The organism is Exiguobacterium sp. s59 (assembly GCF_018617475.1).
Taxonomy (GTDB): Bacteria; Bacillota; Bacilli; order Exiguobacteriales; family Exiguobacteriaceae; genus Exiguobacterium; species Exiguobacterium aestuarii.
The window spans coordinates 1-25,916 of record NZ_JACSKG010000005.1 but is presented as its reverse complement, the minus strand read 5'-3'; the positions used below and the strand labels follow the sequence as shown (position 1 = coordinate 25,916).

Below are 25,916 nucleotides of genomic sequence, written 5' to 3'. Positions count from 1 at the left end.
ATGTATGGAGACGACGCACTATGTACGTGTTTCCCCAGAAGTATGGGTATCGTTCGAACAAGATCCGGAGATGATTTTAGACTGGTTGATTCATATGCATGAGCAATACCGTGACCGGGACGACACGTTAACGCTCCCGAATGTCGAATCGTTTCAACGCGTACTCAGTCAAATCGAAGTGTATATCGATGGGGCTGATACGTACAATATGGAAATGGCACTCGTCGGCGAGGAGTTGATCGTGAATGAAGCGCAGGCGGTCGTGGTCGGGATTTTGACCCCGCAGTTGCTTCATATCGTCAAAGACACACTACACGCGTTCGGACGGGACGATGTGAAAGATATGGCGCTCGTACCGAGAGATGAGTTCGAGACGATTTGGGAAGACTGGACAAGATTGCAACAGTTTTGTGAGACGGCCGCGTCTCAAGAAGAGCTTGTCTTAATTTATTATGAATAAGTTGAATCCATATGATATACTGTAAAAAAATGGTATAAAGGGGATTCATTCATGGACGTGCTCGGCACACTCATCTGGATCGGCATTCTGATTAATCCGTTTCTTGCGTATCAAACGAAGAATGTATCACTCTATCGCATCACGCTCATCTCATTCACCGTATTCTTGGCGACATGGGGATACGGGGTGACGGGAGGTGCGGTCGTACCCTTCTTTGAGACAGCGTGGAATGTCCTGTTAATTACTTACGTTGGGCTTTTATTATTGAATAGTTACTTCGTCGGCAAACGGCTCGTTCCGCAGATGACATGGTTTCGTTTTGGTCTATTCGGACTGACTGGAGTCGGTTTCAGTCAAGTGTGGTTCGGACTGAGCGCGGGCAAGTGGGGATGGTCATCCTTCATGAATGGAGATGTATGGATGATGGGTGTGATCGTATCACTACTGCTCCTTCTTATCGTGACGATGAAGACGCTGGACCGTCGGCTTGAGGTATAAAAAAATCCCGAAACGAATTAGTTCGTTTCGGGATTTTAATTATTTCAAAGCTGTCTCGAGTGCCTTGACATTTTCGCGCATCAAGTCGAAATAGCTCTTGTCCATCTGTTCTTTTGTGACAGATTCTAAGTTGTAGATTGTCACGCTTTCTGCGCCGATTTCTTGTTTCACGACCTCGGCCACTTTCGGTGTGACTGTATCTTCAAAAGCGATATAGTTCAAGTCGTGGAGACGAGCCTCTTCAATGATTCGTTTCAGGGCTTGTTGTGACGGCTCTTCAGAAGGTGTGAGTCCGGCAATCGGCAATTGTTCGAAACCATATCGTTCAGCCAAATAGCCATATGCTGCGTGTGTGACGAGCAACTCTGACTTCGAACCATTTTCAACTGCTGATTTTAATTCCGCGTCGAGGGCGTTCGCCTCATCTTTAAATGCACTCAACCGCTCAGCGAACTCGTCTTTATAGTCCGGTGCTTCTTCACTGAAAGCTGCTTCTACCGCTTCTGCCATCGATACAGCATTCATCGGGTCGAGCCAGACGTGTGGATCGTATTGTCCGTGGTCATGACCATCTTCTTCCTGAGCATGCTCGTCTTCAGAATGTCCTTCTTCTTCGTGACCATGTTCATCCTCGGAATGACCATCCTCTTCATGGACATGGACCGTATCAGCGGCATCGAGTAACGTCACGTCCTCAGCTGTTTTGACGAAAGCGACGTTCTGTCCTTCTAAGCTCTTCTCCATCGATTCCACGTAAGGTTCGAGGTCATGACCGATTGTCAAAAAGAGATCTGCTTCTGCAATTTGAGTCATTTGCTTCGAAGTGGGCTCGTATGTGTGCGGGTCTGCTCCGGGTGGAATGACCATTTCCACGTTGACACGGTCACCACCGATTTCCTCCGCCATTGACTTCAAGGCAAAAGTTGAAGCGTAGACGGTCAGTTGATCATCTGTCGATTCTGTTGCGTTATCTCCCTCGGTGTTGCCGCAAGCCCCAAGTAAAAGCGTGCCGGCCGCGACAGCACCTAGCCAAGTCTTCTTCATCTTCCATCGTCCACCTTCCAAGTTATCTGAATATTAAATCGTAACTGTTACGTTTTGTGACTGCGAGTAATATTATAGTGTGACCTTCGGAGCACGTCAAGTCCGACTTCTGATGGATAGATTTTTGAAAAAAGCGGGAATATGATTAAAAAAAGGAACGAGGAGTGGATTGTATGAGAAAGGAGACTGCCTGGTTTGTCGGGGGTGCGGCGTTAGCCGCGGCAACGGCAGCCGGGGCTAGCGTGTGGAATCAGTACGGGTCACTTGTCAGATGGCAAGAGCCTGAATTGCCGATTCGACCGACAACACGCCGGCGCCACACGTACACGTATAAGATTGTCAATGATTGTCCGCTCCAATTTGATTTATATCTCCCACCAGGAGAGGGGCCGTTCCCAGTCGCGGTCTATGCACATGGGGGAGCATTTGTCAGAGGGAGCCGCGGTATGGTCACACTGTTCCATCCGTTACTCGATCACTTTTTGGGGAAAGGGATCGCCGTTGTCAGTATCGATTATCGCTTGTTTGAGGACGGGGTATATTTCCCTGATAATATTATCGATGTCTCGGATGCACTTAGCTATTTAAAGCAGCATGAATCATTGCTGACGCTTGATACAAGTCAGTTACTCGTATGGGGCGATTCTGCTGGAGCGGCTTTGATGCTCGCGACTGCGCTCGATCGCCATAAACAATTTGTAGGCGAACTCGGGGATGACCTTCCAATCATCAAAGGGGTCATCGCCTTGTATCCACCGACGAACTTTTTACTGTTCAAATTTATTCAAACATGGCTGGCTCATCTGAAATTTTATGAAGGAAGCCGTGAGGAGTGGCGTGAACTGATGGTGAAATGCTCACCAGTCTCCCATCTATATGCCGATGCCCCTCCGATTCTATTGTTACACGGAAAGAAAGACCCGATTGTGCCGTTCGGCCAAGCGCTTCACTTCGTTGAACATGCGAGTGATGTTGGCGCGAACGTTCAGCTCATCTCATTTCCGAATGGGACACATTCGCTTGCGAGTTTCCTTCAATCAGACAACCCGATCAAAGAAGAGCAACTGATGGCGCGCATCAACCGTTTTATTGACGAATGCTTTGTCTGAAGTTGCGATTTTTAGGGAAGATGGTACGATGGGGGATGATTGAAAGAGTAAGGAGTGGAAGTAGTGACAGAGTTATGTTTAGTCAGACACGGTCAAACCGATTGGAATCGTTTAGAAATTATTCAAGGGCGTGAAGACAATCCGTTGAATGCACTCGGACGTCAACAGGCGGAAGAGAGTGCAGCTTTTTTGGGTCAAGAACAGTGGGATCTCATCATCTCTAGTCCATTAACGCGTGCGGTCCATACAGCACAGGCAATTGCGACAGCGTGTGGAATCGAGCATGATGCGATTCAATTGGACGAGCGATTTATTGAACGCGAGTTTGGAGCAGCGTCCGGACAACCTGTGAAAGGTATTTATGAGGCGGTGCAGGCAGATGACGAGCATCGCGTGCCCGGTCTTGAGTCAGAAGATGAGATGCGCGCTCGTGTTTTAGAAGGAATGGAACATTTAGTCACTATGCATCCAGGAAAGCGCATCATTGTCGTTTGTCATTCACATGCGATTAAAGCGGCGCTCTCGGCGATTGATGATACGTATACGTTCCGTCATGCGATGCGAAACGCCTGTTCGAACTATATTATCCATCAACATGGCCGTTTTGAGGTGAAGGCGATTAATGTTGCTGACCATATCACCGATCCGGCCATCATGAAATGAGGAGAATGTCATGACGACCTTGCTATGGGTATTCATCATTGCATCATTTGTAGTCGCTTTTGCCGGACTGATTTATCCGGTGATCCCAAGCGTCCTGTTCTTGTTCATCGGGTACATGATTTACGGATTCGGTTTTTCATTTGAGCCGTTGACGTGGACGTTCTGGGTATGGCAATCGGTCTTCCTTATCTTCTTGTTTGTGGTGGACTATGTTGTCACCAGAGCCACAGTGGATAAACGAGGTGGTTCAGAACGGGCGAAATGGGGTGCGACGATTGGTTTGATTGCCGGGCCATTTATCTTCCCGCTCGTCGGTGTCCTCATTTTCCCATTCGTCTTCGCATTTCTAGCGGAGTTGACACTCGGAAAGTCAACGCGTGAAGCGTGGAGCATCGGTGTCGGAACAGTCCTCGCATTTCTCGGCAGCACCCTGTTGAAAGTAATCGGGATGACGATGATGGTCATCTTGTTCTTGATCTATGTGTGAGGCGGAGTACCTTTCTCCGTCTTTTTTGTTTGAAAGGGGAATGGTTTTGGGGAAAGAAAAAACAAGGTCATTCGATTACTCGAATGACCCGGTTTTGACTAATTGATTGAAGGCGGAGCGGCTGAACGATTGCTGGATCTCCACTTTCTTCTCGAAGAAGGCTGGCTTCAAATTCGACGTGGCGACTCCTTCTTGAATAAGCGAGTCGAGCACTTGTTTTGTCGCATCTTGTTTTGGATTCAACATGAGTCCTTCGGCGACGAACGTATGATGATCGCTCAAGGCTCGTTCACTCGTGAACGTCAAGGCGAGTGCGGCAGGCGCGTTCGTCGGGGACGTGATGACAGCTTCAGCGAGAATGAGGATTCGTTTGTTTAAGTAATGGTGAAGCGTGACGGCCGATTCGGTCGGGACGAGCATCTCGAGCAACCATTCTGAATCGTGCTCTTTCGAAATGATCAACCCATCGAGTAAATCGATTGGTAAGTTCAGTTCATTGCCGTACTCGTCTTGAACGAGACGGACTTGGACGAGGCGAAACGTTTTCATAGGATCGTTCCTTTCCGCGTTTTCTTTAGACCATCTTAACATAGTCTGACGAATAGAATGTGTTAAGATAACGGGGAAGAAATAGAAAAAATAGAGAGTGAGGGAGGCATCAAGATGAGTTGGGTTGTTGGCGTAATCGGGTATGTGACGATTCTCGCGATTGTCTACTATGGCGTCCTTTTCTTCAAAGTGAAACGGGAGCGGAGTCGGGCCGGCTATCGAATCTTTCTTTTGCTTGCCGGACTATTTTTAGTCAGTGGGAGCGATTATATCATTGCACTGTTCCAAGGGGACACCGAAGCGACGTTTTGGCAACGAACCGTCTATTTTGTCTTGATATTGCTCTCTTTGTCGATGGCGCTTTACTTTCGGAGAAAAGAAGATCAAAGCCAAGCAGGCGAGATGACGATGGTATAAGCAAACGGTTGTGGGAAATACACCCACAACCGTTTTTTATTTTGGTACTCGCGTTTTGCGAATCATATCGAGTTTTAAATCCCAGAGCGGTTTACTGAATGTCACGGAGTACACTTCCGGTAAGCGAAGGCGTTTATACTCTTCCCAGAGTCCGTTCATCTGTTCGTGATGGTATGCTCGGATCTCGGTTGTGCTTGGAAGGTCGTAAACCCGTTTTCCGTCAAGGAAAATTGGTTGTAACAAGCGTTTGACGTTGAAGTTGCGCGTCTTGATTTTGAAGGCAGGATCGCGAACGTCGATCAAGTCGATTTCGGTATACGATTCGACCGGTTCGTCGGCAAGGGCGATATAGTCGCCTTTGAACTTTTTCGTTTCTTTGTCGATGATGCGGTACAACTCTTTTTTATGAGGAGTTGTCGTTTTCACTTTAGAAGAAGAGACTTTGATGACCGGTTTTAATTCCCCGGATTCATCCTCACGAGCGACGAGTTTATACACCATTCCGAGTGCCGGTTGCTCGTAAGCCGTGATTCCACGTGTCCCGACGAGGAACGTATCGGCTTCTGCCCCTTGCATGCGTAAGTCTTGAATGACGTACTCGTCCAAATCACCAGAGACAACGATTTTGACGTAGTCAAGACCTGCCTCATTCAACGCTTTGCGAGCGCGTTTTGACAGATAGGCGAGGTCACCAGAGTCGAGTCGGACAGACTTGAGGCGGTGTCCTTTTGCTTCGAGTTCTTTCGCAACCGTAATCGCGTTTGGAAGACCAGATTTCAGTGTGTCGTACGTATCGATTAGAAGACTCGTGTTATCTGGGTACATCTCGGCGAACGAACGGAATGCGCTCAATTCATCATCATGGAACTGAATGTCCGCATGTTCCATCGTTCCTCCTGTCGGTACGTCGAAATCGCGTCCTGCAGAAACGAGGCTCGTCACATCGAAACCAGCGATATAAGCAGCGCGTGTCCCGTAATAGGCAGCATCGACACCTTGTGCGCGACGAGCTCCCCCTTCAAGGAGTGTCTCGTTTGGAGCAGCCTGACGAATGCGGGCATACTTCGTGGCGATGAGTGATTCGTGGTTCGCGATGTTGAGTAGCGCTGTCTGGAACAGTTTTGCTTCAAAGATGGTCGATTCAATCCGGACGACTTGTTCGTGCGGGAAGATGACTTCTCCTTCACGGACACTATATAGTGAACCAGTGAACTTAAAGTTTCGTAACACATCTTCAAATTCATCTTCGAAACCGAGTTGCGCTTTTAAATACGTGATGTCTTCTTCTGTGAACGAAACGTTCTCCAGATAGTGGACGATGTTTTCAAGTCCGGCGAAGACGACATAGCCACCGCTGAAGGGATTCGAACGGTAGTAAAGGTCAAAGACGACCTTTTCATTATGACGACCTTGTTTCCAGTAGATATACATCCAACGTGGGAGGTAAAGGTCTGTGTGAAGTGCTAAATTGCGATGTAACATATGTTTTCCTTTCTGTTTTACGTCACTTTCCGACGACGGTCGCACCGAGAGTCGTGACGAAATGTTCGAGCGCCCATTCGTGACCGACCGGATTGAAGCTTTGGACGGCATCGGCGTGGACGACGATTTGATAACCGAGGTTGTAGGCATCTACGGCTGTATGGAGCACACAAATGTCCGTACAGACACCGACGAGATGAACTTCTGTAATCCCACGTTCCCGAAGACGAAGGTCAAGGTCAGTCCCGGCAAACGCACTATATCGTGTTTTGTCGATCCAATGGTCCGCCGTTTTAGATGCTTCTTTCACGGTGCCATACAATTCACGACCTTCCGTCCCACGAATGTTGTGAGGCGGGAATAATGTCGTCTCAGGATGGAACGTGTCTCCTGCATCATGGACATCGTTCGCGATGACGACATAATCCTCAGTCGAAAACGTTTCGATCAATTCGACAATCCGCTCTTCAATCTCTTGCCCAGGTTTCCCACAAGTCAAACGACCGGTGTCTGCGATAAAATCAAATGTATAATCAATAACAATCAATGCGCGCATAGGAGATGCTCCTCTCTCGTAATCAAAATGATGGCTATCCACCTCATTCTAAATCATTATACATCATGCGCGGAAGATTATTTTTCTGCGGTTTGGGTAGATTAAGACAGTAGACTGTATAGGGAAAGGGGATTGTGACGATGGTTTTATCACAAAGTGAATTGACAGATGAACTATCACGGTTAAACGGTTGGGAAGAAGTGAACGGGGAAATTCAAAAGACGTATCGGCTCGAGACGTTCCCTGAAGCCATCCAGTTCGTCCATCTGGTGGCAGATTTGGCTGAATCGCTTGATCATCACCCGAACATCTTGATTGAATATCGAAATGTGACATTGACCGTATCGACCCATGATGAAGGGGGCATTACGGAGAAAGACATCACACTTGCGAAAGGGTGTGAGGAACTTGTCTAAACTATATATGACGTTTGCGTCAGGTAGTGTGGCGGAGCGCCTCCGGAAAGAGCCGGGTGTGATCGCTGCGAATGGTCACGAAACGATTCTACTCGCAGAAGGAGAAAAATCTCCGTTTAAAAGTGGCAAGGTGTTTGAAATCGAAGAGGCATCCGGTGAATTCGTAAAAAAAGGAAACGTCTTATATGCGAACGTGCCGACGGATGAAAATGCCCGTTCCCTTCTGTTTCACCAGTTGTTGACGGAAAAGGCGCCGCTTGGTGTCGGGCATGATGGATTTTCGGCTTACCGACTAGGTGTCGACCCAGACGACAATCATGCGGTCTTGTTTATTCAATTCACGTCTGGTGGGAAACACTTCCGAGACACAGCGGACTATGCGGTACTTGAAGACCGCCTGAAACGGGCAGTCGAACAACGAGGGGCAGGTCCTGTCATAAAACACTATGTCGTCACTGAGTCAGATAATCTATAATAAAAGATAACGTCATGTTAGGGGAGGATTTTTATGAACAAGAATTATTTCTGGTTGGGGATGGCTGCGGGTGCAGTAATCGGCGCAGCGGCATCACTTCTCCATAGCGAAACACGCGATCAACAAGTGAGACAACTGAAAGGCATGAAGTCGAAGTTGAAGTCATCGAACGCATCGACAGAAGCACACGCGGTTGGTCTTCAAGCGTCATCGAAAGGGAACTTGAAAGACCGTGTCATGGAATGGAAGTCGCTTTACGAAGAAAACCAAGATACGATTCAAAACCTCGTCGAAGACGTGAAAGACTTAGTCGACGCGCTTCAAGAGGCTCGTCATAAAAATCAAATCTAATCACACGCCTGATGCTTACGCATCGGGCTTTTTTTATGCGCATCAAACCCTTGAAACAAAAGCGATGGTGAAGATAATCTGCCTCCTATGAATAAAAATACAATTGACAGAATAAATATACATATGGTTCAATCATTTTATTCTTTAGAGGAGGTAGGAAGATGATTACGTGTGGCATCGTCGGCGTAACAGGTTATGCCGGGTTGGAGTTGTTGAAGCTGATCGAACAACATCCGACTATCCATTTAGAAAAAGCAATCAGCGATTCGCGCGCCGGAATGACCTTATCGGAACTGTATCCGTGGTTGCAGACAGGTGCACAACAACTTGAGCCGTTTCAAGCGGATGCCCTGGCTGGAATCGATGTATTGTTTCTTGCGACACCGAGCGGCGTGTCCGCTGATTATATACGACAGTTGGAATGTTTTGACGGGGTGGTCATCGATTTGAGTGGGGACTTGCGATTACCATCCAACTTATACGAAACGTGGTACGGGAAACCGCCTGTAGCGGCCTTCATTCAAACAGAGGCCGTCTACGGCTTGACCGAGTGGAGTCGAGACAAGCTCTCAACCGCGAAATGGATTTCAAATCCCGGTTGTTACGCGACAGCGGTCTCGCTCGCCTTAGTACCGTTCGTTCAACATGACTGGATCGACCCGACGAATATCATCGTCTCTGCCTGTTCAGGAATTACGGGTGCCGGAAAGGGATTGAGTGAGAAGACGCATCACGCTAAATCGAATGAGAACGTGCAACTCTATAAAATTCATACGCATCAACACATCCCGGAAATCGAGCAAACGTTGAACACATGGAGTGGAACGAAAGCAACCGTCTCGATGTCGACACACTTACTCCCCATCAACCGAGGAATCATGGCGACGATCACGGTTCAACCGAACGATGACGTTTCAGAAGATGAGTGGGTACATCGTCTTCAGAACGTATATGGAGACGAACCATTCATCCGCGTGCAGCAAGGTGAACCTGAGATCAAGTCAGTTGTCGGTTCGAATTACTGCAATCTCTGGGTGTACAAAGAAGAACGGACGAATCGCCTGACCATCGTCTCGGTCATCGACAATATGCAAAAAGGAGCAGCCGGACAAGCGTTACAAAATGCGAACGTTCGATTCGGGTTCGAAGAAACACTCGGACTGTTGAGTCAACCACAATACATTTAGGAGGATGAAGCATGATCGACATCATGGCGACCCAAAAGCCGGGCATCGTATCACCGAAAGGATTTCAAGCGTGTGGGATCCATGCGGGATTAAAACGAAAACGTAAAGATTTGGCGTTACTCGTCTGTGAACGACCGGCGAGTACGGCAGCGGTCTATACGACCAACCACTTTCAAGCGGCACCGATTCAAGTGACAAAAGCATCTCTGACCGAATCAAATGGCTACCTTCGGGCCGTATTGATCAATAGTGGTAACGCGAACGCGTGTACAGGCGAACAAGGATTGAAGGATGCCTATGCGATGCGCGACGTGACAGCGACACAGTTAGGTGTGAAGCCGGAGGAGGTGGCGATCGCCTCAACAGGCATCATCGGTCAACCGCTCCCGATGATCCCGCTCGTAAACGGAATCGGTCATCTGCATCCGACAACCGCATGGGAAGATGGGCAATCATTCGCTGAAGCGATTTTGACGACGGATACCGGAACGAAACAGACGGTCGTCCAGTACGGCGAAGGAGAAACGACCGTGACCATCGCGGGAGTCGCCAAAGGGTCGGGGATGATTCATCCGAATATGGCAACGATGCTCGGATTCGTCACGACGGATGCCGTCATCGCACCAAAGCTTTTGCAACAGACGCTAAAGCAAAGCGTCGACGCTTCATTTAACAACATCACGGTGGACGGAGACAGCTCGACGAACGATATGGTGCTCGTCATGGCGAGTGGGGCACTAGAAATGGAAGAAATCAAAGAGGGGACTTCAGCACATGATGCGTTCCAACAGGCATTGACAGAGGTTTGTTTAGAGCTTGCCAAAGCAATTGCGAAAGATGGAGAAGGGGCGACGAAGCTGATTGAAGTTCATGTCAATGGAGCTACATCCGATCAAGAGGCTAGAACGATTGCCAAACAAATCGTCGGATCTTCCCTCGTGAAGACGGCGGTGTACGGCCAAGATGCCAATTGGGGAAGAATCATTGCCGCAATCGGTGCCGTTCCGTTCCCGGTGAATGTAACGGCGATCGATATTCAGATCGGTAGTCAGCTCGTCCTCCAAAACAGTACCCCCGTCTGGTTTGATGAGACATATGCCACAGAAGAAATGAGTCGGGACGTCGTCACGATCACGGTCGACTTGCATGACGGGGAAGGGTCAGGTCAGGCATACGGATGTGACTTGACGTATGACTACGTCAAAATCAATGCGAGTTACCGGACATGAAGAAGCGAAAAATCATCAAACTTGGAGGTAGCGTCTGGGATTCGATGGCGCCCGAGTATTTTGAGGAGTGGCGTAACTGGATGGAAGCCGGTCATGAACTGCTCATCGTTCACGGAGGGGGACCAAAACTATCGGCGTACTGCACGTCTCAACACATCGAGCCGACCTTTCAAGACGGTCGTCGCGTGACGACGGACGAGGTGTTGATTGGGGCTTGGCGAGTGTTGGCCGGGGAAATGCAGACGGATGTCGTGTCGACGCTGACACAACATGACATCGATGCGTTTGGCTTATCAGGTGTCGACGGAAGTGCGATTTGGGGTCATCCGATCACCGGACTCGGGAAAGTCGGCGAGGTGACAGCGATTCGGAATGACGTATTCGAACGATTGATGGATTCCGGTCATGTACCGGTCGTGACGTCTGTAATTGCGAGCGCGAACGGACCGCTGAACTGTAACGGTGATGATTGTGCGATGGCACTTGCCGTTTCGTTACAAGCGGATGAATTTGAACTGCTGACAGATGTGAACGGGATTCGCATTCATGGCGAATTCCAAACGACGTTAAACGAACGGGATGTTCATGAGGCGATCGCGAACGGAGAAATCTATGGCGGGATGGTGCCGAAAGTAGAGGCGTTATTAGCAGCGGTGGCAGGTGGTGTCAAACAAGCCCGTATCCGGGATGGTCGTGACGCAACACTGGCAGGGACAAGATTATGGGAGGGGAACTATGAATTCGCTTTTACCGACATACGGACCACGAACGATTGAGATTGCGCAAGCGAGCGGGTCGTACGTGACGGACGTGTCTGGAAACACATACTTAGACTTTGTGATGGGGATTGCTGTGTGTGGGACGGGACATCGCCATCCATACGTGCAACAAAAGATTGAAGAACAACTAAATCGAGTGTGGCATACATCAAACTTATATATGATATCCGGTCAACAGCGTGTAGCTGAGAAACTGACAAAAGGAACACATCTCACACATGCCTTCTTTTGTAACAGTGGTACGGAAGCGAATGAGGCGGCCTTCAAGTTGGTGCGCAAGTGGACGAAGAAGACGAAAATCGTCACATTCACCCAATCGTTCCATGGTCGTACGTTCGCGATGCTCGGGGCGACCGGCCAGGATAAAGTGAAGCAAGGATTCGGTCCGATGGTGAATGATTTCATACACGCACCATTCAACGACATGGAGGCGCTGAACTTAATCGATGAAGAAACTTCCGCTGTATGGCTAGAGATCGTGCAAGGTGAAGGGGGTGTCGTCGTCGCGAATCAGTCGTGGTTACAGGCGCTGCAAGAAAAGGTAGACGAGTATGATGTGAAAATCGTCGTCGACGAAGTGCAGACCGGCATCGCCCGTACTGGCACACGTTTTGCATTCGAGCAAACACCACTTCAACCACACATTGTCACGTTAGCGAAAGGACTGGGGAGTGGTATCCCGGTTGGCGCGATGTTGACGACGACGGAAGCGACGGAAATCTTTGGACCCGGGAGTCACGGATCGACGTTCGGCGGAAACCCGCTAGCGATGGCGGCGGCGGAAGCGACGCTCGATATTCTCTTCACACCAACGTCCCTTCAACATGTCAAAGACATGGGAGAATACTTGAAGAAAGGACTCACCCAATTCGTGGACGGGGAACGTTTCATAGAAGTGAGAGGGCTCGGACTGATGGTTGGACTTGTTTCATCAGAACCGGTAGCCGAATGGATCACACAATTGGCAGAGACGGGGTTACTAGTCGTGATGGCGGGTCCCCATGTCATTCGCTTCCTGCCCTCATTACGAGTCACGAAATCTGAAATCGACGAAGCATTGATGAAACTTGAACAAATCTTACAGAAGGAGGGCGTCGTATGAACGGAAACATCAGCTTATTGAACGGAATGCAGTTAACAGGAACTTGGGAGACGAGTGCACGACATGCGAGTGGCGAAGTCGTGTTCTTCACCGGGATGACAGGCTATCAAGAAGTGTTGACCGACCCGTCATACGCAGGACAAATCATCGCTTTCACCTATCCGCTGATCGGACAATATGGACTGGAATCAGACGGGAACGAAAGTGCTCACATTCAAGTGGCCGGCGTCCTCGTTCAAACATTGGCGGATCATGGAGGGCGTCCCGAATTGAAGGATTGGTTAGAAAAGGAAGGGATCCCGGTACTATCACAAGTCGATGTGCGTGCCCTCGTCCACGTGTTGCGTGAAGAAGGAGATCAATTTGGGGTGATGTCTCATGAAATGGAATCCAACAATCCGCAACCACTCCAGCAGCTGACAGAGCGTGTCACGACGACGTCGATCGTTCATGAAGGAAACGGGGAGAAAGGACATGTTGTCTGTTTAGATTTTGGGGTGAAGGCGTCGATGGTCAGGGAAATCGTGAAACGTGGATATCGCGTGACGAGTGTCCCATATGATTCTCCCAAAGATGTCGTGGATGCGTTGCGACCGGATGCGATCTTAGTATCGAACGGGCCAGGGGACCCGCGAGACCATCTCGGACGGATTGAGGTCATTCGGGAATTAGCGCTATCTCATCCGACGCTCGGAATTTGCATGGGGCATCAACTGCTCGCGCTCGCATTCGGGTGCAACATTGAAAAGCAAACATATGGACACCGGGGCTCGAATCACCCGGTTCGAAACGTCAAGACGAACGAAGTGTGGATGACGTCACAAAACCATGGATATGTTGTCGAACGGACGAGTATCGAACAAAGCCCGCTTGAGTTGCTCTATGAGAATGTGAATGACCACTCGGTCGAAGGACTTGTGCATCCGAATGGAACAATCTTCACGACACAGTTTCATCCTGAAGCGAGTCCAGGACCAACTGACGCACAATCTGTCTTCGACCGCTTTGACGAAATGATTCAGCAAGGAGTGAACGTGTATGCATAAAAAAGTACTCGTCATTGGTTCAGGACCGATCGTGATCGGGCAGGCCGCAGAGTTTGATTATTCCGGAACACAAGCGTGCCAAGCGCTACGAGAAGCCGGATGTGAAGTTGTCTTATTGAACTCCAATCCTGCCACGATTATGACAGACCCAGGGATGGCGGATGCGACGTATATCGAAGCGATGACCGTACAAAAAGCGACCGCCATCATCGAAAAAGAACGTCCGACTCACTTACTCGCGACGGTCGGGGGACAGACGGCGTTGAATTTGGCACTCGATCTCGAGGAAGCTGGAGTATTGACGACATATGGAGTCGAACTACTCGGGACATCACTTGAAACGATTCGAGACGGAGAAGACCGTGAACGATTCAAACAAAAGATGGAACTGCTACATGAACCCATTCCGACGTCAACAACGATTGAATCGATAGAAGAATTGACGACTTTCATCGAGTCGACGGGTGTTCCGCTCATCGTTCGACCAGCCTTTACGCTCGGCGGAACAGGTGGTGGCATCGCGACGACAGAAGAAGAAGCCTACAAGATGGCACGTCGAGGTCTTGAAGCGAGTCCGATCTCGCAATGTTTAGTCGAAAAGAGCATCGCCGGCTATAAAGAGTTTGAATATGAGGTGATGCGTGATGCGTTCGGAACGTGCATCATCGTCTGCAACATGGAAAACATTGACCCGGTCGGTGTGCATACGGGGGACTCCGTCGTATTCGCACCAGCACAAACGTTATCGGATCACATGCATCAAACGTTACGGAGTGCTTCGTTTCGGATCGTATCCGAGCTAGGTGTGATTGGTGGGTGTAACATTCAGTTCGCTGTTCATCCGACGAAATCAGAGTACTATGTGATTGAAGTGAATCCTCGCGTCTCGCGCAGCTCAGCGCTTGCGTCAAAAGCGACCGGGTATCCGATTGCGAAAATCGCGACACGTCTCGCCTTAGGGGAACCGTTAGACCGTTGTATCAATCCGGTCACAACAAACACGATGGCAAGTTTTGAACCGGCACTCGATTATATTACGGCGAAAGTGCCATGCTTCCCGTTCGACCTGTTCGCCGAGACAGACCGTACGCTCGGTCCACAAATGAAAGCGACTGGCGAGAGTATGGCGATGGGGAAAACATTAGAGGAGGCATTGCAGAAGGCATGGCGTGGAGCCGGGATTGAACAGGCGCCACTCTATCCAAAGTGGATGCAAGAAGCCACCGTCGATGTGTTAATGAAAGAAATCGAGGCACCGACGGACCGTCGTCTTCATGCTTGTCTCGCTTTGCTCGATCGTGAATTATTGTCTGACGATTCGTTGCAGCAAATCACGGGAATCACGCCACACTTCATTCAGATGTTGAAACGCCTCCTCCAAATGACAAAGCAAGATTTGACGGAACCGAGCGGACTGTTACAGGCGAAGCGCCTCGGATTCACGGACGCACAGATTGCCGAGATCATGCACGTACAAGTCGCGGACGTCAAGACGCTCCGGGAATCGGCTTCGATTCAGCCGGTATATCAGATGATTGACACATGCGCCGCTGAATTTGAAAGTCAGACCCCATATTTTTATGGCTCCTGGCACGGGACATCTGAAGTAGAGCCAAGTGGCAAACGGAAAGTTGCCATCATCGGGGCAGGGCCGATTCGAATCGGACAAGGCATTGAGTTCGACTACAGTTCAGTCCACGCGGTATGGGCGCTTCAAAAACTTGGTGTCGAAACGATTATGATCAACAATAACCCGGAGACCGTATCGACCGACTTCTCGATCGCGGACAAACTGTACGTGGAACCACTGACAAGCGAGGATGTCATGCACGTGTTAGAGGCGGAAGGTTGTCACGATGTCTTGATTCAGTTCGGTGGCCAGACAGGGATTGCGCTCGCCCATGATTTAGAGGCGGCTGGATATCATTTGCTCGGTGCCTCCGCGCAAACCATCGACCAAATGGAAGACCGGGATCGTTTCTATCAGTTCCTTGATTCGATTGAGGTCGAACACATTCCGGGAGAGGAAGTGTCTTCCCAACAAGAATTGAATGAAGCGGTACAACAGCTAGGTTATCCATGCATCCTTCGCCCGTCATATGTGATTGGTGGGAAGGGGATGCTGCTCATTCATACGGAGGAACAGTTGGCAGATGCGTTACCGAATCTTGCCTATCCAATCCTTGTCGATCAATACGTTCCAGGACGTGAGCTCGAAGTGGATTGTGTGACAGATGGGGAAACGGTGTATGTGCCAGTCATCCTCGAACAAATTGAAGCGGCAGGTGTTCACTCGGGAGATTCGACGATGGTCTTACCGCCAGTCGAGACGAGTAAGTCGATTCAAGAGAAAGTCGAATCGATTGCAAAACGAATCGGGCAGGCACTCGATTATAAGGGGGCCTTGAACATTCAGTTTGTGTTAAACGAAGAAACGATCTATGTCCTCGAAATCAATCCGCGTGCATCTCGGACCGTTCCGATTGTCAGCAAAGTGACGGGCGAACCGTTAATCGAATGGGCGACCTATGCAGCGTATGGTCTGTCGTTAGCTGATTACGTTCCGACAAGCGTTCGCCCATTGACGAACTATGCGGTGAAGACGCCAATCTTCTCGAACGTCAAGTTGCCCGGCGTCGACCCGATGACAGGCCCGGTCATGCGTTCGACAGGCGAGACGCTCCAGTTCAGCTCACATCCATATGTGCCGGAGCGGTTCACCTATGATGCGCTGACGACGCGGGTGATGACACGTTCGCAGATTGCTTTTGGGGAAGGGTTTGAGCACTTCGGGGATACACCGCTCGCAGACGTCACTGACTTCCAAGATGTCGCCGTGTTATTCTCGGATGCGACCGATGAGCGGGAATCACGTGAAGCCGCCGTCCGCAACGGCGTTCATATTATCTCGTCGCGACAGTTGGCTCAGTATTATCAAATGAGTCAGTCACTGGCCGACAATCAAGTTCAATCGTTACAATCCATTCAAATGAAAGAGGGCGTAGCTAAATGACAGTGAAGACGATGCAACATTTTTTGACGATGGAAGAATTGACACCGGACACGCTCGATGCGTTGCTTCAGTTGGCACATGACGTCAAACAGTCGCCTCAATCTTTTGCGACAGCGCTGACAGGTAAGAAAGTCGCCTTGTTGTTTGAAAAGGCATCGACTCGTACGCGCATGTCATTTGAGGTGGGTGTCGTCGAACTAGGCGGGTACCCGCTCTTCCTCAGCGGTCAAGATTTGCAAATCGGGCGCGGGGAACCATTGACGGACACGATTCAAGTGATGAGTCGGTATGTGGATGCGCTCATGATTCGGACGTATGCGCATGAAACGGTGGAGACGTTGGCGCAACATGGAACGATTCCGATTATGAACGGACTGACGGATCTGCATCATCCGTGCCAAGTGCTCGCGGATTTGTTGACGATTGAAGAACAGTTCGGAAGTCGTTCAGGGAAAGTGTTGACGTATATCGGAGACGGGAACAATATGGCGCACTCGCTCATGATTGGCGGTGCGCTGAGTGGGATGCATATTCGAATCGCGTCGCCGAACGGATACACCGTCGATCAAGCGATTTATGAGAATGCACAAAAGTTGGCGCAGACGACTGGAGGTAGCATCAAGTTGTTTGATGATCCGGCGCTTGCTGCAAATGAAGCAGATATTGTCTATACGGACGTCTTTGCGAGTATGGGGCAGGAAGAGGAAGCCGATGAACGATTGATGAAATTTGCAGGGTTCCAAGTGAACAGTAACCTAATGGCTCTTGCGAAAACCGATGCAATCTTCCTTCACTGTTTACCGGCGCATCGCGGGGAAGAAGTGACGGCTGATGTGATCGATGGACCACAGTCATGGGTGTTCGATCAAGCCGAGAACCGTCTGCATGCACAAAAAGCATTGATGCTGACATTAGTGACGTAACAACAAAGGGTGACACGCCATGTGTCACCCTTTCGTTATAGGAACTGTGCCAATAAACCGAAGATAGCCAGTCCGATGATGATGTAGAAGAACCATTTTCCGTCTCCGGAATGAACAATCGGGGGTGCATACGAACGTTGCTTATACTTTCCATAGCGCATCGGGCGCGTATACGGAACTGTGAATCGCGAGAGTGGAATGGCAAGTAAAAATCCTGCCAAAAAGCCATAAACATGTCCCCAAAGCGAAACATTCGAACCAATCAATGTGAAGGCGGCACTGATGGCGACGAAAATGTAAACCAAGCGGGCATCTTGGCTAAGCATTAACGTGCGACGGAAACGACCGATGAACACGTAGAATCCGAGAATGGCCAAGATGGCACCAGACGCACCGGCTTGTAAATAAAACAAGTTGCTGACGGTGAAATAGGTGAACAAGTTGGCAAGTGCTCCGGCGAATACATAAAACAGGGCAAATTTCACATGCCCGACCATACGTTCCATCGCAGGTCCGAAGATGATCAGTGCAAACGAGTTAAACAATAGATGACCAAGACTCAAGTGAATAAAGTTGGCCGTCACCAAGCGATACCATTGTCCATCGGCGAGTGCCAAATGGAATGACCCGCCTGTCGCCACGATTCGTAAGCCAGGAGCGAAAGAATCGATGACAAACACAAGGAGTTGGATTACAATGAACAGCGTTACGAGTGGATATGCCCGTACAAACGTTTGTACATTTTCCGTACGACTAAACATAACATCACCTCTTTCCTCAATTGTATAGGGAAACGATGGAAAAAGGAAAGGAGCGAGTGTCCTGTGATTGTAGGAATTGGAGTCGATATTGTCGAGCTTGATCGGATGGCTCGCTCGATGAAACAACCACGGTTTTTAATGCGTCTGCTCACCGATGCTGAATATGAGATGGTTCAAAAATACCCACTTCCGCGTCAAATCGAGTTTGTTTCGGGACGTTTCGCCGCAAAAGAGGCTTACGCCAAGGCGATTGGGACTGGAATCGCACACGGTTTATCATGGCGTCACATTGAAATTTTACCGGATGAGACGGGACGTCCTGTCATGACCGCGCCTTTTTCGGGTCGGATTCATGTCAGCATTAGTCATAGCAGTGCATACGCCGTCGCACAAGTCATCTTAGAAGAGGAGGGGCAACATGTTTCGTCCAAGTCGAATCGAGATTGATCGGGCGGCCATCGCCCATAACATAAAAGAATTAACCAAACGAATCCCACAAGACATCATGGCGGTCGTCAAAGCGAACGCCTACGGTCATGGGGCGGTTGAAGTAGCGAAGATTGCACTCCAGAACGGGGCGACGATGCTTGGGGTGGCTTTGTTAGAAGAAGCAATCGAACTTCGGGATGCAGGGATTAAGGCACCGATTTTAGTCATGGAGGCGCAATTTCCCCAATATGCGGGAATTGCAGCGGAACGAGACATCACGTTGTCCGTCTTTTCTGCTGAATGGGTAAAAGAAGCTGCTGCTTATATAGAAGAAAAGCCGTTGACGGTCCATATTAAAGTCGACACAGGCATGGGGCGTCTCGGTCTTCGTACGCGCGAACAGCTTGATGCGCTACTCGAGGAAGCGACCGACTCATTTGTTGTAGAGGGGATTTACACCCATTTTGCGACAGCCGATGAGCTCGATAGCGACTTGTATTACACGCAACAAGAACGATTCGAACGTTTGATGGAAGGGCTACACGAGCGGTTCCGCTATATTCACACGTCCAATTCAGCGGGGGCCATCCGGATGGCGGGACAAGACGTTCCTTATAATCTGGTCCGTGTTGGTATCGCAATTTACGGGTTATACCCATCACACGAGATGGAGACGTTCTACTCGTTTCTCCGCCCCGCCTTTACCTTGAAAAGCCAGCTCATGCAGGTGAAGCGACTTGAGGCAGGTCAAACGATTAGTTACGGAGCGACCTATACGACGTCAGCCAATGAATGGATTGGGACCGTCCCAGTCGGATATGCGGACGGATGGTTACGGAAGGCGAGCGGATTTGAAGTTGAGGTAAAGGGTGTCCGTTGCCCGATTGTGGGACGCGTCTGCATGGACCGCTTCATGATCCGTCTCCCAGAAGAGTTTCCAGTAGGTACGGATGTGACGCTTGTCGGTGGAAACGTCGCCATTGATGAACTCGCCTCCTATCTTGGGACGATCAACTATGAGATCGTCTGCCAGCTTACGAGTCGATTACCGCGTCACTATGTGTGAATCACAAATCGTGTGAAATTATCTGAATTCTTTCTCGATTTCTCTATATTTTCCCATTCCCGCGTGTTATATTGATAAAGAACGCGGGAGATTTTCCGCCAGTCCATGAAACGATTCTGGAGGTGTAAGATGTTGAAGCAGCGAACTGCGGGTGCGCTAGCGTCCGTCCCAGATCGGTTCTCGCAACAAGGGGGTCCGATTTCGATGAAAGACCGTGAAACACTGTCCTTGAACGATGTAGTGACATACTTGTCTAAAGAAATTGCTGATCGACAACAAACACTGCGTGAAGAATTGGCGAAAGGCTATCAAGAGATGGCCGCGTTTAACTTGAATATGGCAGAAGAGATGCTAACGATTGAAGCCGAAGCCGAACACGCTCTCTTACGTCAAGTAAGTGGGGTGTGAGCAGAGTGATCGTAAAGCGTGGTGACGTATTTTATGCGAATCTGTCGCCCGTAGTCGGCTCAGAGCAAGGTGGCGTTCGACCCGTTCTTATCGTGCAGAACGACATCGGCAATCGCTTTAGCCCGACCGTCATTGTCGCTGCGATTACAGCTCAGATTCAAAAAGCAAAACTGCCGACTCATGTGGAAGTATATCAAGAGAAGCATGGACTCGAGAGAGACTCTGTGATTTTACTTGAACAGATTCGAACGATTGACAAGCGTCGTCTGACGGATAAAGTCACTCATCTCGATGATGAGACGATGCATAAAGTTGACCGAGCGCTAGAGATTAGTATGGGATTGATCCCTCTCTAGCCTTACATAGATCAAGACTGGTACATAGGTATCGGTCTTTTTTTAAACATTTTCTTAAAATGTGGTTTAAGATTTTGATAGTGGGGAATTAAAGTAAATCGTACTCAATTTATCTGTACGGACATTTAGGAGGGAATAGACGATGGATTTATCGATTCGTGAGCAAGTCATTGGAGAACAATTACACCTTTACGTATCCGGAGAAGTGGATACATATACTGCACCAAAATTGAAAGAAGTATTGCATCCGGCCATCAGTGAACAAGACGTGGTCGTTCATTTAGACGAAGTGGAGTATATGGATTCGACAGGTCTCGGTGTGTTCGTCGGCGCATTAAAAATTGCCACGCGCAACGAAAAAGAGTTGTCACTTGTCGGAGTCACGGAGCGAGTCAATCGTCTATTCGAATTGACGGGTCTCCACAAACTTCTTTCTATTAATTCGAACGTAAGAGGTGGCACGCAATGAACAATGTTGAACAGACGGTCATGACGTTCCCGGCCAAACCCGAATATGTCGGTGTGGTTCGCTTAGTCGTTTCAGGAATCGCTAACCGTATGGGATATACGTACGACGAGATCGAGGATATTAAAATCGCGGTCTCGGAAGCATGTGGTAACGCCGTCCAACATGCATATGATCATCAAGATGGAGAGGTCAAACTCGCTTGTGGCGTATACGCAGATCGTCTTGAGATCACGATTGAAGATTCAGGCAAGACGTTCGCAGATGATGTGAAGCGTCAGGCGGCTCCGGTCGAAGAGACGACAGAAATTGAATCGCTCCACGAAGGAGGACTTGGTCTCTTCCTTATCGAAGCGTTAATGGACGATGTCTCGATCAATAAAGACAATGGTGTCAAAGTGACGATGACAAAACTCCTCAACAGGGACGAGGTGGATCAGAGTGCCAGCAAAATCTCAACAACGCCATCACAGTGATGACGAGGTACTAGAGTGGATTGAACGCTACCAACAAGACGATCAAAACGAAGAAGTGCAAATGCTACTCATCAATCGCTATTCGGACCTCGTTGAAGCACTCGCCCGTAAGTTCTCGCGAGGGCGAGCGATTCACGATGATCTCGTGCAAGTTGGGATGATTGGGTTATTGGCGGCGCTTCGTCGATTTGACCCAGAATTCGGTCGTAGCTTCGAATCGTTTGCCGTCCCGACCATCATCGGTGAAATTAAACGATTCATCCGCGATAAAACATGGAGTGTCCATGTTCCACGTCGAATCAAAGAGCTCGGACCTAAAATTAAGAAGACGGTCGAAGAATTGACGACTGAATTGCAACGCTCACCACGGATTGATGAGATTGCCGATCACCTCGGCGTATCAGATGAAGAAATTCTCGAAACGCTCGAGATGGGTAAAAGTTATCAAGCATTGTCGGTCGATAGTTCGATCGAAGCGGATAATGAGGGTAGCACAGTCACGTTACTCGACTTGGTCGGTAGCCAAGAACGTGGGTATGAATCGGTTGACCAACGCCTCATTCTAGAGAAAGCGTTCAACGTCTTAAATGAACGGGAACGCGCCATCTTAGAATGTGCCTACTATAAGAACATGAGTCAAAAAGAGACTGGGGAACTTCTCGGTATCTCGCAGATGCACGTCTCCCGTTTGCAGCGGCGAGCACTCGAAAAGCTGCGTGAAGCCATCAAAGTCCCACTCAATGAAGTATTCTCAAGCGATGACTAATCGAGTCATCGCTTTTTTGTTTGAATGTTTGCTACACTTTGAAAGAGATCATAAAAGGAAGTGATTCAAGTGATTACGAAAGTGGCTAAAGCGTTAAACTTGAAAGTGAACCAAGTGGAGACGGTTCAACAGCTCGCATCTGAAGGGGCGACGATTCCGTTCATGGCTCGTTATCGAAAAGAGATGACGGGAAATCTAGACGAAGTTGAAATTAAAGCAATCTTGGACGCCCTTCAATATGAAGAAAGTCTACAAAAACGAAAAATGGATGTTCTTGCTAAGTTAGAAGAGTTAGAAAAGAACACGCCGGAACTTGCGAAAGCGTTGGAAGCAGCGACAACCCTTCAACAAGTTGAAGACATCTACTTACCATATCGCCCGAAACGACGCACGAAAGCAGAACAAGGACGGGAGAAAGGGTTGCAACCACTTGCAGACTGGTTCCGTGACAAATCACCTTACTCGGTAGATGTGATTGAGAAACTCTTGAAGGATGTCACGTTAGAAGAAGCGCTTCCGCTCGTTCATGCCATCATCGGGGAAGAATGGGGCGAGGAAGCGAAACTACGCCAGATGCTTCGCGACCGCATACGCAAAGAAGGACTTTTGCGCTCGAAGAAGAAAAAACAAGCGGAAGACGAAAAAGAGATTTTTGCGCAGTACTATGAATATGAAGAAAAAATTGCTGGGATTGTCCCACACCGTGTACTCGCCTTGAACCGTGGGGAGCGTACCGATGTCCTTCAAGTGAAAGTCATTTTTGACGAGACACGCTTCATGGATCAAGCCCTTCGTACATATGAACGACTTCCGAAAGAAAAGCGTGAAGTTGTCGAAGCGGCTGTGACAGAAGCTTATAAAAAATCAGTCTTCCCAGCAATTGAACGAGAGATTCGTGGTGAGTTGACAGAAAAGGCAGAAGAACAAGCAATCGATGTCTTCTCAAAAAACTTAAAACAACTCTACATGCAACCACCTCTTCGTGAGGTAGTCGTCTTAGGGATTGACCCGGCTTATCGCACAGGATGTAAATGGGCGGTGGTGAACGAAATCGGGAAAGTCGAAGAGGTCGGTGTCTTTTATCCGACAGCACCGAAACACGATATCGCCGGCGCTGAAAAAGTATTGACGAGACTTGCGAAAAAATATCCAATCTCCGTCATTGTAGTCGGAAACGGAACTGCATCACGGGAGACCGAACAATTCGTTGCGGATTGGTTGAAGAAAGCGGAACGTGAGATTGCCTACGCGATTGTGAACGAAGCGGGAGCGAGTGTCTATTCCGCATCGGAAGTCGCACGAAGTGAATTTCCGGATTTAAAAGTCGAGGAACGGTCAGCGGTCTCGATTGCACGTCGAATCCAAGATGCAATGGCGGAACTCGTCAAAGTCGATCCACAATCCGTCGGTGTCGGGCAGTATCAGCATGACGTGAGCCAGAATAAACTGAAGGCATCTTTAGAATTCGTCGTCGAGAGTGTCGTCAACATGGTCGGAATCGACGTGAACCGTGCCTCGGAGTCTTTATTGACTTACGTGTCGGGACTCAATAAAACGACCGCAAAAAATATTGTGGTATATCGAGAAGCGAATGGACGCTTTGAAACAAGGAAGGAAATTAAGAAAGTTCCACGTCTTGGAGCGAAGGCGTTCGAACAAGCGGCAGGGTTCTTGCGAATCATGAATGGGAAGGATGTTCTCGACCAGACAGAGATTCACCCAGAGAGTTACCCGCTTGCATTATCGATTTTGAAAGAGATTGGGTCTTCGAAAGCGGAAGTTGGGACGGCTGCATTACGTGAACGACTACAACAAGTTGATGCACATACATTGAGTGAGCGATTAGAGGCAGGACTGCCGACGGTTGAGGATATCTTAAAATCGTTAGCGAAGCCGGGTCGAGATCCACGAGAAGACATTCAAAAGCCATTACTGCGTACGGATGTCATGAGTCTTGAAGACCTTCAAGTCGGAATGGAATTCCAAGGCACCGTTCGGAACGTCATTGATTTTGGTGCGTTTGTGGATATTGGTGTGAAACAGGACGGACTTGTTCACATTTCCAAATTATCAAATCGTTATGTGAAGCACCCGCTAGATGTCGTGGCGGTCGGTGATATCGTTACGGTATGGATCGAACAGGTGGATGTGAACCGAGGACGAATTAGTTTAACGATGCTTGAACCGAACAGTTAATAAGAAGAAACTCGAATCAGGTAAAATGTTTTTCATTTTACCTGATTTTTTTTAGAAAAAGTGTTGACGGTCTTTTTGTACCGTGATATCTTATAGAAGTCGCCGAGAGACGGCATGCGAATTGAAAGTTTTTCTAAGAAAGTGATTGACAGGTTTCTGGTTTGCGGTTACAATATAAATCGTTACTTCGATAATTTCAAGCAACGTTCCGCAATAGCTCAGTGGTAGAGCAACCGGCTGTTAACCGGTAGGTCGTAGGTTCAAATCCTACTTGCGGAGCCATTTTATTTTGGAGACGTACCCAAGAGGCTATAAGGGGCTCCCCTGCTAAGGGAGTAGGCTGGGAAACCGGTGCGAGGGTTCGAATCCCTCCGTCTCCGCCACTTAAAATTACTTAGAAGACACATACACTGGCCCGTTGGTCAAGCGGTTAAGACACCGCCCTTTCACGGCGGTAACACGGGTTCGAATCCCGTACGGGTCACCATATATGGAGGATTAGCTCAGCTGGGAGAGCACCTGCCTTACAAGCAGGGGGTCGGCGGTTCGATCCCGTCATCCTCCACCATTTCAAATAAAAACGTAATCTGGTCTTGTGGTGTAGGGGTTAACATGCCTGCCTGTCACGCAGGAGATCGCGGGTTCGAATCCCGTCAAGACCGCCATTTACGTTGGGCTGTAGCCAAGTGGTAAGGCATCGGATTTTGATTCCGACATGCGAAGGTTCGATCCCTTCCAGCCCAGCTTTTATTTGAGTCATTAGCTCAGTTGGTAGAGCATCTGACTTTTAATCAGAGGGTCGCAGGTTCGAGCCCTGCATGACTCACCATTTTCCTTTTTAACTTTATACGCTGCGGTCGTGGCGGAATCGGTAGACGCGCTAGGTTGAGGGCCTAGTGGTGGTTAACACCGTGGAGGTTCAAGTCCTCTCGACCGCACCATATGCACCCTTAGCTCAGCTGGATAGAGCGTTAGACTACGAATCTAAAGGCCGGGAGTTCGAATCTCTCAGGGTGCACCATTCTTTTTTATGGGCCTATAGCTCAGCCGGTTAGAGCGCACGCCTGATAAGCGTGAGGTCGGTGGTTCGAGTCCACTTAGGCCCACCATTTAAACTGACGAACTTTGAAAACTGAACGATGAGGCAAAAATAAGTTTTACAATTTTTGAATGAAGCGCAAGCTTCGTCAATTTAAGAGCTATATC

At 48.9% G+C, this 25,916-nt stretch carries 29 protein-coding genes and 10 tRNA genes; 34 read left to right on the top strand and 5 right to left on the bottom strand.

Annotated elements, in window-relative coordinates:
• Positions 1-4 precede the first annotated feature (4 nt).
• Both KNO91_RS10605 and KNO91_RS10600 read left to right on the top strand, forming a co-directional pair.
• Positions 5-460, top strand: coding sequence for a hypothetical protein (locus KNO91_RS10605; protein ID WP_214790401.1), 456 nt, complete (start codon positions 5-7; stop codon positions 458-460).
• Positions 461-511: 51 nt separating this feature from the next.
• Positions 512-958 carry a hypothetical protein gene (locus tag KNO91_RS10600; RefSeq protein WP_214817873.1) on the top strand — a complete coding sequence of 149 codons (447 nt, stop codon included), beginning with the start codon at positions 512-514 and terminating at the stop codon, positions 956-958.
• A gap of 39 nt (positions 959-997) precedes the next feature.
• On the opposite strand, the gene KNO91_RS10595 is transcribed toward KNO91_RS10600, so the two are convergent.
• Positions 998-2,002 carry a metal ABC transporter solute-binding protein, Zn/Mn family gene (locus KNO91_RS10595; RefSeq protein ID WP_214817870.1) on the bottom strand — a complete coding sequence of 335 codons (1,005 nt, stop codon included), beginning with the start codon at positions 2,000-2,002 and terminating at the stop codon, positions 998-1,000.
• A 173-nt stretch (positions 2,003-2,175) separates the two neighbouring features.
• On the opposite strand from KNO91_RS10595, the gene KNO91_RS10590 reads away from it, so the two are divergent.
• The 3 genes from KNO91_RS10590 (at position 2,176) to KNO91_RS10580 (ending at position 4,261) form a co-directional block, all read left to right on the top strand.
• On the top strand, positions 2,176-3,111 hold the full coding sequence (locus KNO91_RS10590) for an alpha/beta hydrolase (protein ID WP_214817867.1): 936 nt from the start codon (positions 2,176-2,178) through the stop codon (positions 3,109-3,111).
• A 63-nt stretch (positions 3,112-3,174) separates the two neighbouring features.
• Positions 3,175-3,774 carry a histidine phosphatase family protein gene (locus KNO91_RS10585; RefSeq protein ID WP_214790409.1) on the top strand — a complete coding sequence of 200 codons (600 nt, stop codon included), beginning with the start codon at positions 3,175-3,177 and terminating at the stop codon, positions 3,772-3,774.
• 10 nt (positions 3,775-3,784) lie between these two features.
• On the top strand, positions 3,785-4,261 hold the full coding sequence (locus KNO91_RS10580) for a DUF456 domain-containing protein (protein WP_214790411.1): 477 nt from the start codon (positions 3,785-3,787) through the stop codon (positions 4,259-4,261).
• Positions 4,262-4,336: 75 nt separating this feature from the next.
• Here KNO91_RS10580 and KNO91_RS10575 read toward each other — a convergent pair whose 3' ends face one another.
• On the bottom strand, positions 4,337-4,810 hold the full coding sequence (locus KNO91_RS10575) for a YwpF-like family protein (protein ID WP_214790413.1): 474 nt from the start codon (positions 4,808-4,810) through the stop codon (positions 4,337-4,339).
• A gap of 114 nt (positions 4,811-4,924) precedes the next feature.
• Between KNO91_RS10575 and KNO91_RS10570 the strand changes: the two genes are divergently transcribed.
• Positions 4,925-5,227: a 7TM diverse intracellular signaling domain-containing protein gene (locus KNO91_RS10570; RefSeq protein ID WP_031424443.1), complete on the top strand. Its 303-nt coding sequence runs from the start codon at positions 4,925-4,927 to the stop codon at positions 5,225-5,227.
• Positions 5,228-5,263: 36 nt separating this feature from the next.
• On the opposite strand, the gene KNO91_RS10565 is transcribed toward KNO91_RS10570, so the two are convergent.
• Positions 5,264-6,709, bottom strand: coding sequence for a nicotinate phosphoribosyltransferase (locus KNO91_RS10565; RefSeq protein ID WP_214796156.1), 1,446 nt, complete (start codon positions 6,707-6,709; stop codon positions 5,264-5,266).
• A 22-nt stretch (positions 6,710-6,731) separates the two neighbouring features.
• Complete coding sequence (locus KNO91_RS10560) at positions 6,732-7,265, bottom strand: cysteine hydrolase family protein (protein ID WP_214796158.1); 534 nt, start codon at positions 7,263-7,265, stop codon at positions 6,732-6,734.
• A gap of 140 nt (positions 7,266-7,405) precedes the next feature.
• Here KNO91_RS10560 and KNO91_RS10555 point away from each other — a divergent pair, with 140 nt between their 5' ends.
• From KNO91_RS10555 to argF, 10 genes are all read left to right on the top strand, one after another.
• On the top strand, positions 7,406-7,681 hold the full coding sequence (locus KNO91_RS10555) for a 4a-hydroxytetrahydrobiopterin dehydratase (protein WP_015880543.1): 276 nt from the start codon (positions 7,406-7,408) through the stop codon (positions 7,679-7,681).
• Positions 7,674-8,156, top strand: coding sequence for a type III secretion system chaperone (locus tag KNO91_RS10550; RefSeq protein WP_251126177.1), 483 nt, complete (start codon positions 7,674-7,676; stop codon positions 8,154-8,156). Before KNO91_RS10555 ends, KNO91_RS10550 begins: the two co-directional genes overlap by 8 nt.
• Positions 8,157-8,189: 33 nt before the next feature.
• Positions 8,190-8,507 carry a hypothetical protein gene (locus tag KNO91_RS10545; protein WP_214790419.1) on the top strand — a complete coding sequence of 106 codons (318 nt, stop codon included), beginning with the start codon at positions 8,190-8,192 and terminating at the stop codon, positions 8,505-8,507.
• Positions 8,508-8,668: 161 nt separating this feature from the next.
• Complete coding sequence (argC, locus tag KNO91_RS10540) at positions 8,669-9,694, top strand: N-acetyl-gamma-glutamyl-phosphate reductase (protein WP_214817864.1); 1,026 nt, start codon at positions 8,669-8,671, stop codon at positions 9,692-9,694.
• 11 nt (positions 9,695-9,705) lie between these two features.
• Positions 9,706-10,923: a bifunctional glutamate N-acetyltransferase/amino-acid acetyltransferase ArgJ gene (gene argJ / locus KNO91_RS10535; RefSeq protein ID WP_214817862.1), complete on the top strand. Its 1,218-nt coding sequence runs from the start codon at positions 9,706-9,708 to the stop codon at positions 10,921-10,923.
• The gene (argB, locus tag KNO91_RS10530) at positions 10,920-11,699 is read left to right on the top strand and encodes an acetylglutamate kinase (protein WP_214817861.1); all 780 of its coding nucleotides are present in this window, start codon (positions 10,920-10,922) and stop codon (positions 11,697-11,699) included. Before argJ ends, argB begins: the two co-directional genes overlap by 4 nt.
• On the top strand, positions 11,659-12,804 hold the full coding sequence (locus KNO91_RS10525) for an acetylornithine transaminase (RefSeq protein WP_214817860.1): 1,146 nt from the start codon (positions 11,659-11,661) through the stop codon (positions 12,802-12,804). Before argB ends, KNO91_RS10525 begins: the two co-directional genes overlap by 41 nt.
• Positions 12,801-13,850 carry a carbamoyl phosphate synthase small subunit gene (locus tag KNO91_RS10520; RefSeq protein ID WP_214817859.1) on the top strand — a complete coding sequence of 350 codons (1,050 nt, stop codon included), beginning with the start codon at positions 12,801-12,803 and terminating at the stop codon, positions 13,848-13,850. Before KNO91_RS10525 ends, KNO91_RS10520 begins: the two co-directional genes overlap by 4 nt.
• On the top strand, positions 13,843-16,863 hold the full coding sequence (carB, locus tag KNO91_RS10515) for a carbamoyl-phosphate synthase (glutamine-hydrolyzing) large subunit (protein ID WP_214817858.1): 3,021 nt from the start codon (positions 13,843-13,845) through the stop codon (positions 16,861-16,863). The genes KNO91_RS10520 and carB overlap by 8 nt, the downstream gene beginning before the upstream one ends.
• Complete coding sequence (gene argF, locus KNO91_RS10510) at positions 16,860-17,786, top strand: ornithine carbamoyltransferase (RefSeq protein ID WP_214817857.1); 927 nt, start codon at positions 16,860-16,862, stop codon at positions 17,784-17,786. The genes carB and argF overlap by 4 nt, the downstream gene beginning before the upstream one ends.
• A gap of 35 nt (positions 17,787-17,821) precedes the next feature.
• Here argF and KNO91_RS10505 read toward each other — a convergent pair whose 3' ends face one another.
• Positions 17,822-18,547, bottom strand: coding sequence for a rhomboid family intramembrane serine protease (locus KNO91_RS10505; protein WP_214790441.1), 726 nt, complete (start codon positions 18,545-18,547; stop codon positions 17,822-17,824).
• Positions 18,548-18,610: 63 nt separating this feature from the next.
• On the opposite strand from KNO91_RS10505, the gene acpS reads away from it, so the two are divergent.
• The 18 genes from acpS (at position 18,611) to KNO91_RS10415 (ending at position 25,819) form a co-directional block, all read left to right on the top strand.
• Entirely contained in the window at positions 18,611-18,994 is a 384-nt protein-coding gene (gene acpS / locus KNO91_RS10500; RefSeq protein ID WP_214790443.1) for a holo-ACP synthase, read from the top strand.
• On the top strand, positions 18,966-20,042 hold the full coding sequence (gene alr, locus KNO91_RS10495) for an alanine racemase (RefSeq protein ID WP_214817855.1): 1,077 nt from the start codon (positions 18,966-18,968) through the stop codon (positions 20,040-20,042). The genes acpS and alr overlap by 29 nt, the downstream gene beginning before the upstream one ends.
• Positions 20,043-20,171: 129 nt before the next feature.
• On the top strand, positions 20,172-20,450 hold the full coding sequence (locus tag KNO91_RS10490; RefSeq protein ID WP_026824473.1) for a hypothetical protein: 279 nt from the start codon (positions 20,172-20,174) through the stop codon (positions 20,448-20,450).
• Between the two features lie 5 nt (positions 20,451-20,455).
• The gene (locus tag KNO91_RS10485; RefSeq protein WP_026824472.1) at positions 20,456-20,806 is read left to right on the top strand and encodes a type II toxin-antitoxin system PemK/MazF family toxin; all 351 of its coding nucleotides are present in this window, start codon (positions 20,456-20,458) and stop codon (positions 20,804-20,806) included.
• Positions 20,807-20,948: 142 nt separating this feature from the next.
• A complete protein-coding gene (locus KNO91_RS10480; protein ID WP_214696023.1) occupies positions 20,949-21,275 on the top strand; it encodes an STAS domain-containing protein in 327 nt (108 codons plus the stop codon).
• The gene (gene rsbW, locus KNO91_RS10475) at positions 21,272-21,748 is read left to right on the top strand and encodes an anti-sigma B factor RsbW (RefSeq protein ID WP_214790447.1); all 477 of its coding nucleotides are present in this window, start codon (positions 21,272-21,274) and stop codon (positions 21,746-21,748) included. The genes KNO91_RS10480 and rsbW overlap by 4 nt, the downstream gene beginning before the upstream one ends.
• Positions 21,714-22,514 (top strand): RNA polymerase sigma factor SigB, encoded by an 801-nt coding sequence (gene sigB, locus KNO91_RS10470; RefSeq protein ID WP_015880560.1) that lies wholly within the window; start codon positions 21,714-21,716, stop codon positions 22,512-22,514. The genes rsbW and sigB overlap by 35 nt, the downstream gene beginning before the upstream one ends.
• Positions 22,515-22,583: 69 nt before the next feature.
• The gene (locus tag KNO91_RS10465) at positions 22,584-24,710 is read left to right on the top strand and encodes a Tex family protein (protein WP_214817853.1); all 2,127 of its coding nucleotides are present in this window, start codon (positions 22,584-22,586) and stop codon (positions 24,708-24,710) included.
• A gap of 207 nt (positions 24,711-24,917) precedes the next feature.
• A tRNA-Asn gene (locus KNO91_RS10460) sits at positions 24,918-24,992 on the top strand.
• A gap of 9 nt (positions 24,993-25,001) precedes the next feature.
• Positions 25,002-25,093 (top strand) — tRNA-Ser (locus KNO91_RS10455).
• Between the two features lie 29 nt (positions 25,094-25,122).
• Positions 25,123-25,197, top strand: a tRNA-Glu gene (locus KNO91_RS10450).
• A 5-nt stretch (positions 25,198-25,202) separates the two neighbouring features.
• Positions 25,203-25,278, top strand: a tRNA-Val gene (locus KNO91_RS10445).
• 21 nt (positions 25,279-25,299) lie between these two features.
• Positions 25,300-25,375 (top strand) — tRNA-Asp (locus KNO91_RS10440).
• A gap of 7 nt (positions 25,376-25,382) precedes the next feature.
• Positions 25,383-25,454 (top strand) — tRNA-Gln (locus tag KNO91_RS10435).
• A 9-nt stretch (positions 25,455-25,463) separates the two neighbouring features.
• A tRNA-Lys gene (locus KNO91_RS10430) sits at positions 25,464-25,539 on the top strand.
• 24 nt (positions 25,540-25,563) lie between these two features.
• Positions 25,564-25,651 (top strand) — tRNA-Leu (locus KNO91_RS10425).
• A gap of 3 nt (positions 25,652-25,654) precedes the next feature.
• Positions 25,655-25,731, top strand: a tRNA-Arg gene (locus KNO91_RS10420).
• An 11-nt stretch (positions 25,732-25,742) separates the two neighbouring features.
• Positions 25,743-25,819 (top strand) — tRNA-Ile (locus tag KNO91_RS10415).
• The last annotated feature ends 97 nt before the right edge of the window (positions 25,820-25,916 follow it).

Coding starts and splice junctions, on each gene's coding strand:
- KNO91_RS10570 (WP_031424443.1), top strand. CDS start 4,925: ATGAGTTGGGTTGTTGGCGTAATCGGGTATGTGACGATTCTCGCGATT.
- KNO91_RS10580 (WP_214790411.1), top strand. CDS start 3,785: ATGACGACCTTGCTATGGGTATTCATCATTGCATCATTTGTAGTCGCT.
- KNO91_RS10575 (WP_214790413.1), bottom strand. CDS start 4,810: ATGAAAACGTTTCGCCTCGTCCAAGTCCGTCTCGTTCAAGACGAGTAC.
- KNO91_RS10605 (WP_214790401.1), top strand. CDS start 5: ATGGAGACGACGCACTATGTACGTGTTTCCCCAGAAGTATGGGTATCG.
- KNO91_RS10480 (WP_214696023.1), top strand. CDS start 20,949: ATGGATTTATCGATTCGTGAGCAAGTCATTGGAGAACAATTACACCTT.
- KNO91_RS10490 (WP_026824473.1), top strand. CDS start 20,172: ATGTTGAAGCAGCGAACTGCGGGTGCGCTAGCGTCCGTCCCAGATCGG.
- KNO91_RS10600 (WP_214817873.1), top strand. CDS start 512: ATGGACGTGCTCGGCACACTCATCTGGATCGGCATTCTGATTAATCCG.
- argC (WP_214817864.1), top strand. CDS start 8,669: ATGATTACGTGTGGCATCGTCGGCGTAACAGGTTATGCCGGGTTGGAG.
- KNO91_RS10545 (WP_214790419.1), top strand. CDS start 8,190: ATGAACAAGAATTATTTCTGGTTGGGGATGGCTGCGGGTGCAGTAATC.
- carB (WP_214817858.1), top strand. CDS start 13,843: ATGCATAAAAAAGTACTCGTCATTGGTTCAGGACCGATCGTGATCGGG.
- KNO91_RS10590 (WP_214817867.1), top strand. CDS start 2,176: ATGAGAAAGGAGACTGCCTGGTTTGTCGGGGGTGCGGCGTTAGCCGCG.
- argF (WP_214817857.1), top strand. CDS start 16,860: ATGACAGTGAAGACGATGCAACATTTTTTGACGATGGAAGAATTGACA.
- KNO91_RS10565 (WP_214796156.1), bottom strand. CDS start 6,709: ATGTTACATCGCAATTTAGCACTTCACACAGACCTTTACCTCCCACGT.
- argB (WP_214817861.1), top strand. CDS start 10,920: ATGAAGAAGCGAAAAATCATCAAACTTGGAGGTAGCGTCTGGGATTCG.
- rsbW (WP_214790447.1), top strand. CDS start 21,272: ATGAACAATGTTGAACAGACGGTCATGACGTTCCCGGCCAAACCCGAA.
- KNO91_RS10525 (WP_214817860.1), top strand. CDS start 11,659: ATGAATTCGCTTTTACCGACATACGGACCACGAACGATTGAGATTGCG.
- KNO91_RS10555 (WP_015880543.1), top strand. CDS start 7,406: ATGGTTTTATCACAAAGTGAATTGACAGATGAACTATCACGGTTAAAC.
- KNO91_RS10520 (WP_214817859.1), top strand. CDS start 12,801: ATGAACGGAAACATCAGCTTATTGAACGGAATGCAGTTAACAGGAACT.
- KNO91_RS10505 (WP_214790441.1), bottom strand. CDS start 18,547: ATGTTTAGTCGTACGGAAAATGTACAAACGTTTGTACGGGCATATCCA.
- alr (WP_214817855.1), top strand. CDS start 18,966: ATGTTTCGTCCAAGTCGAATCGAGATTGATCGGGCGGCCATCGCCCAT.
- argJ (WP_214817862.1), top strand. CDS start 9,706: ATGATCGACATCATGGCGACCCAAAAGCCGGGCATCGTATCACCGAAA.
- KNO91_RS10560 (WP_214796158.1), bottom strand. CDS start 7,265: ATGCGCGCATTGATTGTTATTGATTATACATTTGATTTTATCGCAGAC.
- KNO91_RS10595 (WP_214817870.1), bottom strand. CDS start 2,002: ATGAAGAAGACTTGGCTAGGTGCTGTCGCGGCCGGCACGCTTTTACTT.